The organism is Achromobacter sp. ACM04, from assembly GCF_014851465.1.
Classification (GTDB): domain Bacteria; phylum Pseudomonadota; class Gammaproteobacteria; order Burkholderiales; family Burkholderiaceae_B; genus Achromobacter; species Achromobacter aegrifaciens.
The window spans coordinates 38,160-53,776 of record NZ_JACUZS010000003.1; the positions used below are offsets into that span (position 1 = coordinate 38,160).

Sequence of the window (15,617 nt, forward strand, 5' to 3'; positions counted from 1 at the left end):
GGGCGTCGCCAGAGGGAAGCGGATTTTTCCTGCTGTTGTATGCGAACTACAGCAGGAAAATCGTGGCCAGGCCCAGAAAGATGAAGAAGCCCAGCGAATCGGTGGCGAAGGTCAGGAGCACGGAAGAACCCATCGCAGGATCCTTGCCGAAGCGGGCGCGCACCATCGGCACCAGCACGCCGACCGACGCGCCGACCAGCATGTTGCAGACCATGGCGGCCATCATCACCAGCGCGATCGACACCGAGTGCGAGATGACCCAGGCGAACAGGGCCGCCACCAGGCTGCCGCACAGGCCCACCATCAGGGTGACGAAGAGTTCGCGCTTGACCAGCTGCCACAGGTTGCGGCCCGTGATCCGCCCCATGGCCAGGGCCCGGATGATCAGAGTCATGGTCTGGTTGCCAGAGTTGCCGCCGATGCCGGCCACGATGGACATCAGGAACGCCAAAATGACGATCTGGCTGACCGTGCCTTCGAACTGGGAGGCCACGAAGGATGCCGTGGCGGCGGTACAGAGGTTGAACAGCAGCCAGGGGGCGCGGTTGCGCAGGGCGGTGGACACCGGCGCGAAGATATCCTCTTCCTGCAGACCGGCGCGCGACAGCGCCTGCTCCTGCGAGTCTTCGCGCATCACGTCCACCACGTCGGCGATGGTCACGCGGCCGATCAGGCGGCCCTGGTCGTCCATGACGGGCGCGGAGACCAGGTCGTAGCGTTCGAAGGCGCCGGCGGCGTCAGCATCGGAGTCCAGGGGGTTGAGCGTCAGGAAGTCCGAGTTCATGACGGCGCGCACTTCGGTTTCGGGCTCGCTGACCAGCAGCTTGGACAGCGGCAGGATGCCCTGCAGCTTGTCCTGGCGGTCCACCACGAAGATCTGGTCGGTGTGGTCGGGCAGTTCGTGCAGCCGGCGCAGGTAGCGCAGCACCACTTCCAGGGTGACGTCTTCGCGCACCCGGACCATCTCGAAGTCCATGATCGCGCCCACGCTGTCTTCTGGATAGCCCATGGCTTCCAGCAGCTGTGCGCGTTCCTCTTCGGTCAGGCCCTTCTGGACTTCGGCCACCACGTCGGGCGGCAGGTCGGGCGCCAGGTCGGCCAGCTCGTCGGCGTCCATGTTGCCGGTGGCGGCAACCAGGTCCTGGCGGTCCATCGCCTCGATCAGCGATTCCCGCACCCAGTCTTCGACTTCCAGCAGCACGTCCGCGTCGTGCTCGGGGCTGACCAGCTTCCAGATGGCTTGCCGTTCGTCCTTGGGCAGCGACTCCAGGATGAAAGCGATGTCGGCCGGATGCAATCCGTCCAGCAGGGTCTTGAGTTCGGCCTCGTGCTGGCGGTGCACCAGGTCCTCGACCAGCGAGGCCTTGGAGTCGCCTTCCTCCTGGCGATGCACCAGGTCGGCAACCAGTTGCTGGCGGCGCAGGCGTTCCTGCACTTCCGCCAGGGCGTGTTGGGCGTCTTCCGGGTCGAGGCGGCGGGGCGTCGCGGGCGGTTTCTGCGCGGCGGCGGACTGCGTCATGCGTTACGGCTCAAAGAGTGGGGAGGGGACGGCGGCGGCGGGCTTCGTCGGTGGCGACGTAGGTCAGCGTGGCCTCGGTGACCTTGACGATCTCGGCGTCCAGCCGCTGGCGCTCCGCGTAGACCTCGACGGACACCGTGACCGACGTCGTGCCGGTCTTGATGATGGCTGCGTAGAAACTGAGCAGGTCGCCCACGAACACCGGTTCTTTGAACTGGAAGGCGTTGACCGCCACGGTGGCCACGCGTCCGGCGGCGCGGCGCGCGGCGGGGATGGATCCGGCGATGTCGACCTGGGACATGATCCAGCCGCCAAAGACGTCCCCGTGGATATTCGCGTCCGCCGGCATCGGCATGACGCGCAATACCGCGTCGCGATCGGCGGGCAAAGTCGTAAACGGGGTTTTGGTGCTGGAGGTCATGCGGCCGACTCCACTGCTAGGGAACCAGCCGATTATGCAGGAAAAACGAGACAGCGGCGTGCATGCGCAAAGCCCGCCGCTGCCTTGGGCGCGGCGGGCCGGGGATCAGGCTGCCAGCTTGACGATGCCGTAGCCGCCGACCAGCAGCCAGAGGTACAGGATCAGGCCCAGCGCCATCACCCGGGGACCGGCCTTGCGGATCTGGGCGAAGCGGGTTTCGATGCCCAGGGCGGTCATGGCCATGGTCAGGGCGAAGACGTCCAGGCGGCGGATGGCGGCGACGGCATCGGCGGGGATGATGTTCAGCGAATTGATGATGGCCAGCACCAGGAATCCCACCGCGAACCAGGGAATGGGCAGCTTGGCGCCTTTGCCCTGGCCGCCGGCATGCGAGGCCGCGCTGCGCAGATACATGCCCAGGATCAGCAGGACCGGCACCAGCAGGGCCACGCGGGTCATCTTCACGATGGTGGCGACTTCGGTGGTGGCGGGATCGACATTGCTGGCTGCGCCGACGACCTGGGCCACTTCATGGATGGTGCCGCCGATATAGATGCCCAGGGCCTGGGTGTCGAGGTTCAGCCAGCCCGCGTGATAGAGCACCGGGTACAGGAACATGGACAAGGTGCCGAACAGCACTACGGTCGCCACGGCCACCGCGCTCTTGTGCGGCGCGGCCCGCAGCGTGGGCTCGAAGGCCAGCACGGCGGCGGCGCCGCAGATGGCACTGCCAGCGGCGGTGAGCATGGCGGTGTCGCGGTCCAGGCCCAGCAGGCGCTGGCCCACCACGGTGCCCAGCAGCAGGGTGCCCACCACGACCGCCACCGAAACCGCCAGCCCGGGCAGGCCCACGGCGGCGATCTGCTGGATGCTGATGTTCAGGCCGTAGAAGGCCACGGCGATGCGCAGCAGGCGCCGCGCGGTGAAGTTCACGCCCGCGCCCCAGTCGGCGGGCATGGTGCCGCGCAGGAAGTTGCCGTAGAGCATGCCGCAGACGATGCCCACGACCAGCGGCGAGAAACCCAACTGGCGGATCGCGGGCAGGTCCGCCAGCTGCATCACCGCGGCGGCCATCAGGCCGACGAACAGTACGCCGTTGAGTTTGTCCCGCCACGGCGTAGCGGCGGGAGTGGCGGCGGGCGAAGCCGGGGTGGCGGGCAGGGGGACGGCGGTGCTGGAAGAGGTACTCATGGCTGGCCTTTTGGCGGAGGCATATCTAAATAACTTCACGAAATATTAATTTCCCGCCTACTATTTGAAAAATCTTTATTTCAGATATGTAATATCAGGAATTCTGATAATTTAGCGACCATGACTCCTGACCAGCTGCTTACCTTCGCCGCCGTGGCCGACGCCGGCAATATCAGCCGCGCAGCGCAGTTGCTGAACCTGTCCCAGCCTGCCGTTTCCGGCCAGCTACGGATGCTGCAGGAATGGTTCGGCGAACCCCTGTACCGCCGCAGCGGCCACGGCATCGCGCTGACCGAAGCCGGCGAGCGCCTGGCCGAGCAGGCGCGCCAGCTGCGCCAGGTGTACCGGCAGGCCCAGGCGGTGCGCGAATCCTGGCGCGGGCTGGAAACCGGCGATCTGCGCCTGGGCGCCAGCACCACCCCCGCCAGCTACCTGCTGCCCAGCCTGGTGGCGGATTTCCGCCTGGCCTTCCCGGCGGTCAGCCTGCATCTGTCGGACGGCAACACGCGCGAAATCGTCGAGCGCCTGCCGGCCCTGGACCTGGCGTTCATCGAGGGCGACGTGCCCGCAGGACTGCCCGCCGACACGGCCGTGCATGCCTGGCGGCAGGACGAAGTGGTGGCGGTGGTGCGTGCGGACCACGCGCTGGCCGGCAAGGGGGCGGTCACGCTGCGCGATCTGGCGGCTTCAGCGCTGGTCATGCGCGAACCCGGTTCGGGCGTGCGCCGGCTGGTGGAGCGTGCGTTTGCGGATGCGGGCCTGGCACCGTCCGTGGGGCTGGAGCTGGCCGGCGTGGAGGGCGTGAAGCAGGCAGTGCGTGCCGGGCTGGGCGTGGGCTTCGTGTCCGTCATGTCGATGCGCCATGAGGATGGCGCGCTGGCGGCCTTGCGCCTGTTGCCCAAGCCGCTGACGCGGACCCTGAGCATCCTGGTGCCGCACGCGGACGCGGCCGCCCGCGCCGCCGAACGCTTCCTGGCGATGTGCCTGGCGGTCGGGGCGGCGGACGGCGTTTGAGGGTCAGTCCTTGGCCAGGCGCTTGAGCGCCAGCTGGACCCAGTATGTGCCGCCCAGCGGCAGCAGTTCGTCGTTGAAGTCGTAGCTGCCGTTGTGCAGCATGCAGGGGCCCAGGCCGTGGCCGCTGTCGCGATGTTCGCCGGTGCCGTTGCCGATCCACACATAACAGCCCGGCAGTTCCTGCAGCATGAAGGCGAAGTCTTCCGCGCCCATGGTGGGCTGCACGTGATCGTTGACGTTGGCCTCGCCCACGATGTCGCGCAGCACGTCGGCGCAGAACGCGGCTTCCTCGGCGTGGTTGATGGTCGGCGGATAGTTGCGCTGGAACGTGAACTGCACTTCGCAGTCCATCGCTGCGCAGGTGTGGCGCGCGATCTCTTCCATACGGCGTTCGATCAGGTCCAGCACGTCCAGCGTGAAGGTGCGCACCGTGCCGCGCAATTCGGCGTGGTTGGGCACGACGTTGTCGGCGCTGCCGGCGTGGATCTGCGTGATGCTGAGCACTGCCGCGTCCAGCGGATTGCGGTTGCGCGTGATGATGGTCTGCAGCGATTGCGCCAGTTGCACGGCCGCCATGACGGGATCGATGCCCAGGTTGGGCATGCCGGCGTGGGTGCCCTTGCCCTTCACGATGATGGAGAACTCGTTGCTGGAAGCCATGATGGGGCCGGCGGTCAGGCCGAACTGGCCGGCTTTCATGCCGGGCCAGTTGTGCATGCCGAATACCGCTTCCATGGGGAAGCGCTTGAACAGGCCGTCGTCGATCATGCGCTTGGCGCCGCCGCCGCCTTCTTCCGCGGGTTGGAAGATCACGTAGACCGTGCCGGCGAAATCGCGGTGCTGCGACAGATATTGCGCAGCGGCCAGCAGCATGGCCGTGTGGCCGTCGTGGCCGCAGGCGTGCATCTTGCCGGCGTTAGTGCTGGCATGCTCGAAGGTATTGGCTTCTTGCATGGGCAGCGCGTCCATGTCGGCGCGCAGGCCCACGGCGCGGTCGCCCGGCAGATTGCCGCGGATGATGCCGACCACGCCGGTGCCGCCCAGGCCGCGGTCGATTTCGATGCCCCATTCTTCAAGCTTCGCCGCCACCACATCGGCGGTGCGGAACTCCTCGAACGCCAGTTCGGGATGCGCGTGGATGTCGCGTCGGATCTTGGAAATGTCGTGATGCCACGCGACGATGGGTTCGAGCAGTTTCATGGGGCTCTCGGGCGAAAAAAGGGAACGCAACAAGGGTATCATCAATCAAAAACCAATTTAATGGAGACAAATACCATGACGCGTCCGTGGCTTGCCCATTATCCGCAGGGGGTTCCGGCGGAGATATCGACAGACGGTTATGCCTCCCTGACTGACTTGCTGGACCGGGCCTGCAAGCAGTACGCCTCGCGCATCGCGTGCACCGCGATGGGCAGCAACATTACTTATGCGCAACTCGATGCGCACGCGCAGGCGTTCGCCAGCTGGCTGCAAAGCGTCGGCCTGTCCAAGGGCGAGCGCGTGGCACTGATGATGCCCAACGTGCCCGCCTATCTGGTCAGCATGCTGGGCACGCTGCGCGCGGGGCTGGTGGTGGTGAACGTGAATCCGCTCTACACCGCCGAAGAGCTGCAGCGCCAATTGCTGGACAGCGGCGCGTCGGCCATCGTCATCCTGGAGAATTTTGCGCACACCTTGCAGCGCGTCACGGATCGCGGGCAGCTCAAGCATATCGTCGTGACCGGTCCGGGCGATCTGCTCGGCGGCCTGAAGGCGCCGCTGGTCAACCTGGCCGCGCGCTATGTCAAGAAGATCGTGCCCGCGTGGCAGATCGATGGCGCCCGCATGCTGCCCGATGTGCTGCGCGACGGCGCGCGCCAGCGCTTTGCGCCGCCCGCGCTGTCGATGGACGACGTGGCGGTGCTGCAATACACCGGCGGCACCACCGGCGTGCCCAAGGGCGCGATGCTGTCCCATCGCAACCTGGTGGCCAACGTGCTGCAGACGGAAGCGGTGGCGCAGCCGGTGGTGCACGACCTCGCGGACCAGCAGCTCACCATCATCAGCGCGCTGCCGCTCTACCACGTGTTCGCGATGACCGTTTGCGGGCTGTACGGCTTGCATGCGGGCATGCGCAATGTGCTCATCATCAATCCGCGCGACCAGCCTTCGCTCATCAACGCATGGCGCAAGGTGCCGATCAATGTGTTCCCCGGCGTCAATACGCTGTTTAACGCGCTGGCCCACAACGAAGACTTCGCGCGCCTGGATTTCTCCGGCTTGCGGCTGACCTTGGGCGGGGGCATGGCGGTCCAGCAGCAGGTTGCCGAACGCTGGCTGAAGATCACCGGCAGGCCGCTGATCGAAGGCTATGGCCTGTCGGAGACCTCGCCGGTGGCGACCGTGAATCCCACCAACGCCACCGCGTATTCGGGTTCCATCGGCCTGCCGCTGCCATCCACCGACGTGGCCATCCTCGATGACGAAGGCCGCGAAGTGCCGCTGGGCGAGCGCGGCGAGGTGGGCATCCGCGGACCGCAGGTCATGCTGGGATACTGGCAGAAGCCCGAGGAAACCCGCCACTCCATGACCGCCGACGGCTATTTCCGCACGGGCGATATCGGCATCATGGACGAGCAGGGCTATACACGCATCGTCGACCGCAAGAAGGACATGATTGCGGTGTCGGGCTTCAAGGTCTATCCGAACGAAGTCGAGGCGGCCGTGGCCCAGCATCCCGGCGTGCTGGAGTGCGCGGCGATCGGGGTGCCGGACGAGCATTCGGGCGAAGCCGTCAAGGTGTTCGTGGTGCGGCGGGATCCGACGCTGACCGAGGCGCAGATCCAGGATTGGTGCCGGGAAAAGCTCACGGGCTACAAGCGTCCGCGCTATGTGGAGTTCCGCGATGAGCTGCCCAAGAGCAACGTGGGCAAGATATTGCGCCGGGAACTGCGTCCCGACGCAGTGGCGGGCGTACCCGCAGGCAAGGCGGCGTAGGGCCGTCAGTCCTTCTTGTCGAGGTGCGGCGCGATCATCTCGTGCAGGGCGCGTTCGATGGCCTTGTTGCCGGCCACGACGCGCCCGCCGATGGGCCAGGGATCCTGGCGGTGCATGTCGGAACATGCGCCGCCCGCTTCGCGCAGGATCAGCGTGCCGGCGGCCACGTCCCAGGGCGCCAGGCCCATTTCCCAATAGCCGTCGTAACGGCCGCAAGCGGTCCACGCCAGGTCCAGTGCCGCCGCACCCATACGGCGCACGCCGCGCGCGCGGTTGATGGCGTCATGCAGCATGGGCATGTACTGCGCAGCGAATGAAAAGTCGCGGAACGGGAAGCCAGTGGCTAGCACCGCATCTTCGATGGTCGCCGTGCGCGAGCACTTGATGCGCCGTCCGTTGAGCCAGGCGCCCAGGCCGTGGACCGCGGTAAAGAGTTCCTCGCGGCTGGGGTCGTAGACCACGCCGACCACGGGCGTGTCCTCGGCCAGCGTGTCGGACGCCGATATGGCGGTGCCTGCGTGTGCGATCAGCGCGATCGACACGGCGTAATGCGGGATGTCGTGCAGGAAGTTGGTGGTGCCGTCCAGCGGGTCGATATACCAGGTGGCGCTGCCTTGGGGCTTGCCGCCCGTTTCTTCGGCGACGATGCCGAACTTGGGCGTGCGCGTTTGCAGCTCCTGGATAATGGCGGCCTCCGCCTCGCGGTCCGCCTGGGAGACGAGATCGTTGCGCGCCTTGCGGTCGATCACGAGATCGGCGCGGTGATGCGCGTAGGATTGCAGGATGGCCGCGCCGGCATGGGCTGCCGTGACTGCCGCGTCGATCGCGGCGCACAGGTCGATGGGCGAGGTCTGCGAGCGGGGCTGATCATAGGTATCCATGAAACCAGTGTAAGCCCATGTATGCGTCAAATCCGTGGCGAAGCCCCGAAACCGCCATGCCGCGTGGCTTCCGCCCAACGCGGCCGCATCCGATAATCCGCGCTGATTTTCATTCTCTATTTCGTCTGCCGCCGCCGTTTCCATGTCCTTCTCCTATGCCCCCCTGATCCCCGCCAAGGCTGAATTCGACGCCGATGGCCGGCTCTACAGCCCCGCTTATGGCGATGTCTACCATTCGCCGTCGGGCGCGCTGGGACAGGCGGAACACGTGTTCCTGCGGGGCAATGGCCTGCCTGAGCGTTGGCGCGGACGCCGCGCATTCACCGTCTGCGAAACGGGTTTCGGACTGGGACTGAACTTCCTGGCTCTCTGGAAGGCATGGCGCGACGATCCGCAGCGCAGCGCCGCGCTGCACGTGGTGTCGCTGGAAGGGCATCCCTTTGAACGCGAGGACCTGGCGGCTCTCTTGACGCGTTATGCGCCCGAGCCCTTGGCCGGTCTGGGGCGACAACTGGCGGCAGCTTGGCCGGTCTTGTTGCCCGGACTGCATCGCCTGGAATTCGAGGGCGGCGCCGTCACGCTGACGCTGGGCTTTGGCGATGCGCAGGTCCTGGCGTCCCGTCTGCGCGTCGGCGTGGACGCGTTCTTCCTGGACGGCTTCGCGCCTGAACGCAATCCGCGGATGTGGGAATTGCCCTTGCTGCGCGACCTTGCCAAGCTTGCGGCGCCCGGCGCCACGCTGGCCACCTGGGCCTGCACCGGCGAATTGCGCCAGGCCTTGCGGACGGCGGGTTTCGAGGCGCGGCGCGCGCCCGGCTACGGCGGCAAATGGCATATGACCGTGGCCACTGCGATTGCCCCTGGAGGTGCGGCCGCGGACGTCCCGCACGCGGAGTCCCGCTACGCCGTGGTGGTGGGAGCGGGGCTGGCGGGAGCCGGCATCGCCCAGGCGCTGGCCGCGCGCGGATGGCGTGTGACCGTGATCGACGCGGGCCGGGCGCAGGGCGCGGCGGCGCACGCAGGGCATGTCGCGGCGGCCTTGACGCCGGTGGTGGCGCGAGACGACAACGCGCGGGCGCGCCTGTCGCGCGCCGGCAGCCTGCGCGCGCTGGCGCGCTGGCAGGGTTTGCCGGCAGGCGCGGCGCCCCTGGTCTGCGGCACGGTCCAGCTTGAGCGCGACGAAGGCCGGTCCGCGGCCTTGGCCGGCACCCTGGAGACCCTGGCCTTTCCCGAACACTGGGTGCGCCAGGTCAGCCGCGACGAAGCCAGCGCCTTGGCCGGCCTGCCGCTGGCGCGCGGCGGCGTGTATTTCGGACAGGGCATGCTGCTGCGGCCAGACTTGTTGATAGAGGCCCTGCTGGCGACCGAGGGCGTCACGGTGCTGCCCGGCACGGCGGCCAGGGTCGAACGCGCCGGCGCCGGCTGGCGCGTGCGCGATGCGGAGGGCGCTGAACTGGCGCGAGCCGATACCGTCGTTCTGGCCAACGCGTTCGGCGCGCGCGCCGTGCTGGCAGACAGCGGCTTGCTGGATCCCTTGCCGCGCGTGGGCCAGATGCACGCGCTTGCGGGAGAAGTGACGCTGCTGCCTGCGCAGACGCTGCGTGGCGGTCCTCGCTGCATCGTGGGCGGCGAGGGCTATCTGCTGCCCGACGTGGGCTCTGGCTGCGTGGCCGGCAGCACCTATGTGCATGGCGCGGCCGAAGCGCGGATCGGCGCCGAGGGCCAGCGTGTCACCCTGGACAAGGCTGCGGGCCTGCTGGGCGGAGGCTTCCCCGAATTCGAATCCCTGGAGCCCGGCAGTCTGCCGGGCTGGGCCGGATGGCGGGCCGTGCTGCCCGGACGCTTGCCCGCCGTTGGAGAACTACCCCACGCGCCGGGCCTGTGGTTGGCTATCGGCTATGCATCTAGGGGGCTGTCTTGGTCGGCGCTCATGGGAGACCTGATCGCCGCGCGTTTGGCCGGGGAGCCGTCGCCTTTGGAAACCGATCTGGCCCAACTTATTTCGCCACGATGAAAAAAAGCCGAAAGGGGCGCCGGGAGCTTGTCCCGGGTGGCGTAGAATGGCAGGAATTGCCGGGATTTGGCGCCAAATTGGCCTGAGTTGGCCGCGAACCCGGCATTTTGGCGGCTCGACGGCCGCTCCTCTTGGGGGGCGCTGGCCGAAGGCTTTAGACCCCTTTTATGGATGAGATCGCAGTCCAAATGAGGGACCGAGTTTATTTCAAAGCCCAAATCCGTCAAAATAGCGTCTTTTGATGGTTTTTGGCTTAAGCCGGGGGATGCTCTGTGCCGCCCAAGTTCGACTTTGCCCATACTACCCAGCTCGAAAACGTCGAGCTGCTGACGTCCCGCCCCAGTCGCATCGATTTCGACGCGGGCGATGGGTTGCATCTGGTAGTCGAGGCGCATGCGCCTGGCGTCTTTCGCCTGCGCTGCGGCGAGGCTAATCACCTTACCGATGACAAGCCCGGCGCGCGTGCTCGCGCCGTGGCGGAAATGCTGCTCGCGCGCCAGGAGGCCGTGGGCGAAGCCGTTATCGCTCCGCGCGACGACGGGGAGGGCTGGCGGATCACCCAGGGTGACGTCTCCCTGGAAATCCTGTCCAACCCCGTGCGCGTCGCGATCTACCGCAACGACGAACGGGTGTTCGAGTCCGAGGTATCCGCGCATACGCCCGCATTCGGGCACAACGCGCTGGACCAGGCCGACGACGCCGTCTGGACGGCGGGTTTCACGCTGCAGTCCGACGAGCGCATCTATGGCCTGGGCGAAACCCCGGGCGATCTGAACCGCCGCGAAGAATCCGTGGTGTCCGACGACCCCGAGCACCGCGCCCTGCCTTTGGCATGGAGCCCGCGCGGCTGGGGGGTCTACGTCAACACCATGCGCCGCGTCGAACACTCGGTGGGCGTGGCGCCTGCGGACTCCGCCTATGTGCTGACCGTGGACGACGTCGTGCTGGACATGTTCCTGTTCGCTGGCGAACCGGGCGAGATCCTCAATCAGTACACCGCCTTGACCGGCCGCGCGGGCCAGCCTTCGCTGTGGGCGATGGGCGCGTGGCTGCAGCAGGCCCCGGGCGAAATGCCCACGGACACCGTGGCCTTGGTCGCTCGCATGCGCGAAAACCAGATTCCGGTGGATGCCGTGACGCTGGCGCAGCCTGCGGCCTGGGGTTTCCAGTCGGACAAGACGGTTTTCGAATGGGACGCCCAGCGTTTCCCGGACGCCAAGCAGATGCTGGCGCTGTTCCACAAGCACCATGTGCATGTCGCCGCTTCCGGCTTCCCGGGCGTGCTGAAGACCAGCCCGCTGTTCGAGGAACTTGAAGACCGCGGCTGGCTGTTGGCCAAGGACGACGGTTCGGCCCAGGTGTTCGACGGCACCGCCGCCACCTCGGGACAGCCCTACGGCCTGCTGGACCTGACCTACCGCGACATCTACAACCTGTGGGTGGAGCGCCATCGCCAATTGGTCGAAGACGGCCTGGACGCGCCCGCGTGCGACGCCCAGATCGCCATCCCCGACGGCGTCACGGCCCGCAACGGCGAAACCGGTCCTGCGCTGCGCAGCATGTATCCGCTGCTGGTGCGCCGCGCGCTGTTCGATGCGGTCGCCGGCCTGAAGGTGCCGCCGGAAGGCGTGGTGCCCAGCTCCGATCTGTTCCCCGCCGCCCAGCGGCTGCCGTGGCAAGTGGGGCCGCAGGTTGAAAACACCTGGGAAGGGCTGCGTCACACCCTGCGCACCGCGTTGTCGATCGGCGCCAGCGGCTTGCCCGTCCAGGTGCATGGCATCGGCTCGGCCGCGCGCGACCGCGCCGGCATGACGCCCGAGCTGTACCTGCGCTGGCTGACCGCCGGCGTGTTCTCGTCGAACTTCGCTTTCCAGGGCGTGGAAGGCCTGATGCCATGGGACTTCGGCGAAGAAACCCTGGCGCATGCCAAGACCTGGATGCAGTGGCGTTACCGCCTGGTGCCTTACGTGCTTGGCGCCATCGAGGACTCGGCGCGCACCGGCTTGCCGGTGCAGCGTTCCATGGCGATGTCGTTCCCGAACGATCCGCACGCGCATGACTGGGACCTGCAATACCTGCTGGGTCCGGCCCTGCTGGTGGCGCCGGTGACCGAACCCGGCAAGCAGGTGCGCGTGTACCTGCCCAAGGGCGAGGCCTGGTGGGACCTGAACACCGGGCACCGCTACGAAGGCGGCACCACCTGGACCATCGATTGCGAACTGGGCCAGTTTCCGGTTTTCGGCCGCGAAGGGCACATGCTCTGTCTTGGACCGGCGGCGCAGCATACCGGCGAGTTCAACTCGGCCCGCATCCTGGACGAGGTCTGGATGTTCGGCATGCCGGTGCATAACCCGGTCGTCATGCGCAACAAGATCCGCGTGATGCAGATGCAAGGCTCCAGCTACATCAAGGGGCTGGAAGGCCTGCGCATCTCTCCGTCCGAGGGCCTGGAAGTCAAGCGCCGCGGCGCGGAAGTCCGCATCTCGCGCGCACGCTGAAAAAGCCGGCTGCGGCCGGTCCGGCACAAAATGGGCAGTCAGGAAGGCTTTCCTTCCTGACTGCCCTTTCCGCGTTATGGCGTGTGCTCCTTAGGGACGCAACCGGGCGCGGGTACGGGCTCTTATATTACTTGTAGTTATAAAAAATGAAAGAAACAGTCGTTCTCTGTAGAAGAGAAAAGATACAAAATCGCTTGCCATGATTCAGATCGAGAACCTATCCAAGACCTACGCCACGCCGCACGGACAATTCCAGGCGCTGCGCGGCATCAACCTGCATATCAAGCAGGGCGAGGTCTTCGGCATCATCGGCCCCAGCGGGGCCGGCAAAAGCACGCTGGTCCAGTGCATCAACTTGCTGGAGCGGCCCAATGAAGGATCGATCGCCATCGGCGGCCAGTCCCTGACCGGCTTGAACGAGGCGCAGTTGCGCGAGCAACGCCGCCGCATCGGCATGGTGTTCCAGGGGTTCAACCTGCTGTCGCGCCGCACGGTGTACGGCAATGTTGCGCTGCCGCTGGAAATTGCCGGCGTGGCCAAGGCCGAGATTCCGGCCCGCGTCGAGCGCCTGCTGGCGCTGGTGGGCCTGGAGCATCTGCGCGACCGCTATCCCAGCCAGATCAGCGGCGGCCAGAAGCAGCGCGTCGGCATTGCCCGCGCCCTGGCCAACAATCCGGACGTGCTGCTCAGCGACGAAGCCACGTCCGCGCTGGATCCGGAAACCACCCACAACATCCTGGCCTTGCTGCGCGACATCAACCGCAAGACCGGCGTGACCGTGGTCATGATCACGCACCAGATGGAAGTCGTGCGCGAGGTCTGCGATCGCGTCGCCGTGCTGTCGCAGGGCGAAGTCGTCGAAATGGGCAGCACGCGCGAAGTGTTCGCGCAGCCGCGCCACGAAGTGACCCGCGCCATGGTGTCGGCCGCCACCGCGTCCGACCTGACCGACGCCACGCTGGCCGCGGTCAAGGAGCGCATCCAGGCGCTTGCCGCCGCCAAGCCGGGCCAGGCCGTGCGTCTGCTGCGCCTGTCGCTGACCGGCACCGACGCGTCGGGCTCCTTCCTGTCCGACCTGTACAAGCAGTATTCGCTGGACGTGGGCCTGATCCAGGCGCGCGTGGAAGACATCCAGGGCGTGGCCGTGGGCACGATGTTCGTGCTGGCCCAAGGCGCGCCCGCATCGGTCAAGGACGCGATTGCCGCGCTGGCCGCCCGTGACATTACCGTTGAAGAAATAGCTCATGAGTCCGCAACTGATCGACCTGCTTATTACGTCGCTGCTTGACACCCTGCTGATGGTGGGCGTGGCCAGCGCCATCGCGGTGGTGATCGGCATTCCGCTGGGCGTGATCCTGACGGTGACGGCCCGCGGCAACATGCTCGAGAACCAGTCCGTCAACCATGTGCTGGGCGCGGTGATCAACGCCACGCGTTCGGTGCCGTTCGTCATCCTGATGGTAGCGATCATCCCGTTCACGCGCCTGGTGGCCCAGACCTCCATCGGCACCACCGCCGCCATCGTGCCCTTGTCGGTCGCCGCGATTCCGTTCATGGCCCGCATCGCCGAAAACGCCATGCGCGAAGTCGACCCGGGGCTGATTACCGCGGCGCGCGCCATGGGCGCGTCGCCCATGCAGATCATCATGAAGGTGCTGCTGCCCGAATCCTTGCCCGGCCTCATCGCAGCCACGGTCGTCACTGTCGTCAGCCTGATCGGTTATTCGGCCATGGCCGGCGCCATCGGCGGAGGCGGCCTGGGCGACCTGGCCATCCGCTACGGCTACCAGCGCTTCCAGTCCGACGTGATGGCCGCAGTCGTCATCGTGCTGATCGTCCTGGTCCAGGTGATCCAGAGCCTGGGCGACCGTTACGTGCGCCGCATCTCGCATCGCTGATCCTGCCGGCGCCGCATCCATTTCTCCTCACTTCCGACATTCGGGATACTGCAACATGAGCATCAAGGTTTTGAAGTCGCTGGCCGCGTTCGCACTCGGCGCCGCCGTTTTCGCCCAGCCCGCGCTGGCCCAGGACAAGCCGCTGAAGATCGGCGTGACCGCCGGCCCGCACGCCCAGATCTTTGATGTGGTGAAGCAGGAAGCCGCCAAGCAGGGCCTGAACATCCAGGTCATCGAATTCACCGACTACGTGCAGCCCAACGTCGCGCTGTCCTCGGGCGACCTCGACGCCAACAGCTACCAGCACCAGCCCTATCTGGACAACGCCAACGCCGACCGCGGCTACAAGCTGGTCAGCATCGCCAAGACGGTGATTTTCCCCATCGGCATCTACAGCAAGAAGATCAAGTCGCTGTCCGAGCTGAAGGAAGGCGCCCGCATTGCGCTGCCGAACGATCCGACCAATGGCGGCCGCGCCCTGCTGTTGCTGCAGGCCAACGGCTTGATCAAGCTGCGTCCCGATGTCGGCCTGAAGGCGACCCCGATCGACGTGGTCGAGAATCCCAAGAAACTGCGCTTCATCGAACTCGACGCTGCTCAGTTGCCGCGCTCGCTGGATGACACCGATGCGTCGGCCGTGAATACCAACTTTGCGCTGGAAGCCGGCCTGAATCCCGCCAAGGACGCCATCGCCCAGGAATCGCCCGACTCGCCGTACGCCAACGTGTTGGTCGTACGTGAAAAGGACAAGGACCGTCCCGAGTTCGCCAAGCTGATCGCCATCTATCACAGCCCGGCCGTGAAGCAGTTCATCGAGACCAAGTACAAGGGCGCGGTGGTGGCCGCCTGGTAAGCCCAGCACCGCCAGCTCCAGGAACGGCCGCCGCGAGCGGCCGTTTTTGTTGCTCGGTGGAAGTTATGGGTTGGGGCCTTGCACCGAATTTTGACAAACGGCGCCAAATCGGCCATAATTTCTGGCTTCGGTCGGGTTGTTAGCTCAGTCGGTAGAGCAGCGGACTTTTAATCCGTTGGTCGCGAGTTCGAGTCTCGCACAACCCACCACCCCAATTCTCGTACAAAGCAATGGCTGTCCAAGCATTGCTGTACTCAAGAAAAACGCCGCTATTTCTAGCGGCGTTTTTTTTGCTTCTTGATCATTGTGGTTCATGACCTGGCTATGGACTCGGCTTGTGGCCGGGTTGAAG

The 15,617-nt window shown here is 66.2% G+C and carries 12 protein-coding genes and 1 tRNA gene; 8 read left to right on the forward strand and 5 right to left on the reverse strand.

The window, feature by feature from the left end; genetic code table 11:
• Positions 1-46: 46 nt before the first annotated feature.
• From mgtE to IB259_RS16530, 3 genes are all read right to left on the reverse strand, one after another.
• Positions 47-1,519, reverse strand: coding sequence for a magnesium transporter (gene mgtE / locus IB259_RS16520; protein ID WP_054457586.1), 1,473 nt, complete (start codon positions 1,517-1,519; stop codon positions 47-49).
• Between the two features lie 10 nt (positions 1,520-1,529).
• The gene (locus IB259_RS16525) at positions 1,530-1,940 is read right to left on the reverse strand and encodes an acyl-CoA thioesterase (protein ID WP_054457585.1); all 411 of its coding nucleotides are present in this window, start codon (positions 1,938-1,940) and stop codon (positions 1,530-1,532) included.
• A 105-nt stretch (positions 1,941-2,045) separates the two neighbouring features.
• Positions 2,046-3,131, reverse strand: coding sequence for a YeiH family protein (locus tag IB259_RS16530; protein ID WP_054457584.1), 1,086 nt, complete (start codon positions 3,129-3,131; stop codon positions 2,046-2,048).
• A gap of 120 nt (positions 3,132-3,251) precedes the next feature.
• On the opposite strand from IB259_RS16530, the gene IB259_RS16535 reads away from it, so the two are divergent.
• Positions 3,252-4,145, forward strand: a complete 894-nt coding sequence (locus IB259_RS16535) for a LysR family transcriptional regulator (RefSeq protein ID WP_054457583.1) — start codon at positions 3,252-3,254, stop codon at positions 4,143-4,145.
• 3 nt (positions 4,146-4,148) lie between these two features.
• Here the strand turns inward: IB259_RS16535 and IB259_RS16540 are convergent, their stop codons facing one another.
• The gene (locus IB259_RS16540; RefSeq protein WP_054457582.1) at positions 4,149-5,345 is read right to left on the reverse strand and encodes a M20 aminoacylase family protein; all 1,197 of its coding nucleotides are present in this window, start codon (positions 5,343-5,345) and stop codon (positions 4,149-4,151) included.
• A gap of 75 nt (positions 5,346-5,420) precedes the next feature.
• Here IB259_RS16540 and IB259_RS16545 point away from each other — a divergent pair, with 75 nt between their 5' ends.
• Positions 5,421-7,121: an AMP-binding protein gene (locus IB259_RS16545; protein WP_054457581.1), complete on the forward strand. Its 1,701-nt coding sequence runs from the start codon at positions 5,421-5,423 to the stop codon at positions 7,119-7,121.
• Between the two features lie 5 nt (positions 7,122-7,126).
• On the opposite strand, the gene IB259_RS16550 is transcribed toward IB259_RS16545, so the two are convergent.
• On the reverse strand, positions 7,127-8,002 hold the full coding sequence (locus IB259_RS16550) for an inositol monophosphatase family protein (RefSeq protein WP_054457624.1): 876 nt from the start codon (positions 8,000-8,002) through the stop codon (positions 7,127-7,129).
• A 142-nt stretch (positions 8,003-8,144) separates the two neighbouring features.
• Here IB259_RS16550 and mnmC point away from each other — a divergent pair, with 142 nt between their 5' ends.
• The 6 genes from mnmC to IB259_RS16580 all read left to right on the forward strand — a co-directional run bounded on the left by mnmC (position 8,145) and on the right by IB259_RS16580 (position 15,474).
• Positions 8,145-10,016: an FAD-dependent 5-carboxymethylaminomethyl-2-thiouridine(34) oxidoreductase MnmC gene (gene mnmC, locus IB259_RS16555; protein WP_192329682.1), complete on the forward strand. Its 1,872-nt coding sequence runs from the start codon at positions 8,145-8,147 to the stop codon at positions 10,014-10,016.
• A 272-nt stretch (positions 10,017-10,288) separates the two neighbouring features.
• Entirely contained in the window at positions 10,289-12,514 is a 2,226-nt protein-coding gene (locus IB259_RS16560; protein ID WP_054457579.1) for a TIM-barrel domain-containing protein, read from the forward strand.
• Positions 12,515-12,713: 199 nt separating this feature from the next.
• The gene (locus IB259_RS16565) at positions 12,714-13,802 is read left to right on the forward strand and encodes a methionine ABC transporter ATP-binding protein (RefSeq protein ID WP_054457578.1); all 1,089 of its coding nucleotides are present in this window, start codon (positions 12,714-12,716) and stop codon (positions 13,800-13,802) included.
• Positions 13,759-14,412 carry a methionine ABC transporter permease gene (locus IB259_RS16570; protein WP_042796433.1) on the forward strand — a complete coding sequence of 218 codons (654 nt, stop codon included), beginning with the start codon at positions 13,759-13,761 and terminating at the stop codon, positions 14,410-14,412. The genes IB259_RS16565 and IB259_RS16570 overlap by 44 nt, the downstream gene beginning before the upstream one ends.
• 55 nt (positions 14,413-14,467) lie before the next feature.
• Entirely contained in the window at positions 14,468-15,265 is a 798-nt protein-coding gene (locus tag IB259_RS16575) for a MetQ/NlpA family ABC transporter substrate-binding protein (RefSeq protein WP_054457577.1), read from the forward strand.
• A gap of 133 nt (positions 15,266-15,398) precedes the next feature.
• Positions 15,399-15,474: transfer RNA gene (locus tag IB259_RS16580), tRNA-Lys, on the forward strand.
• Positions 15,475-15,617 lie beyond the last annotated feature (143 nt).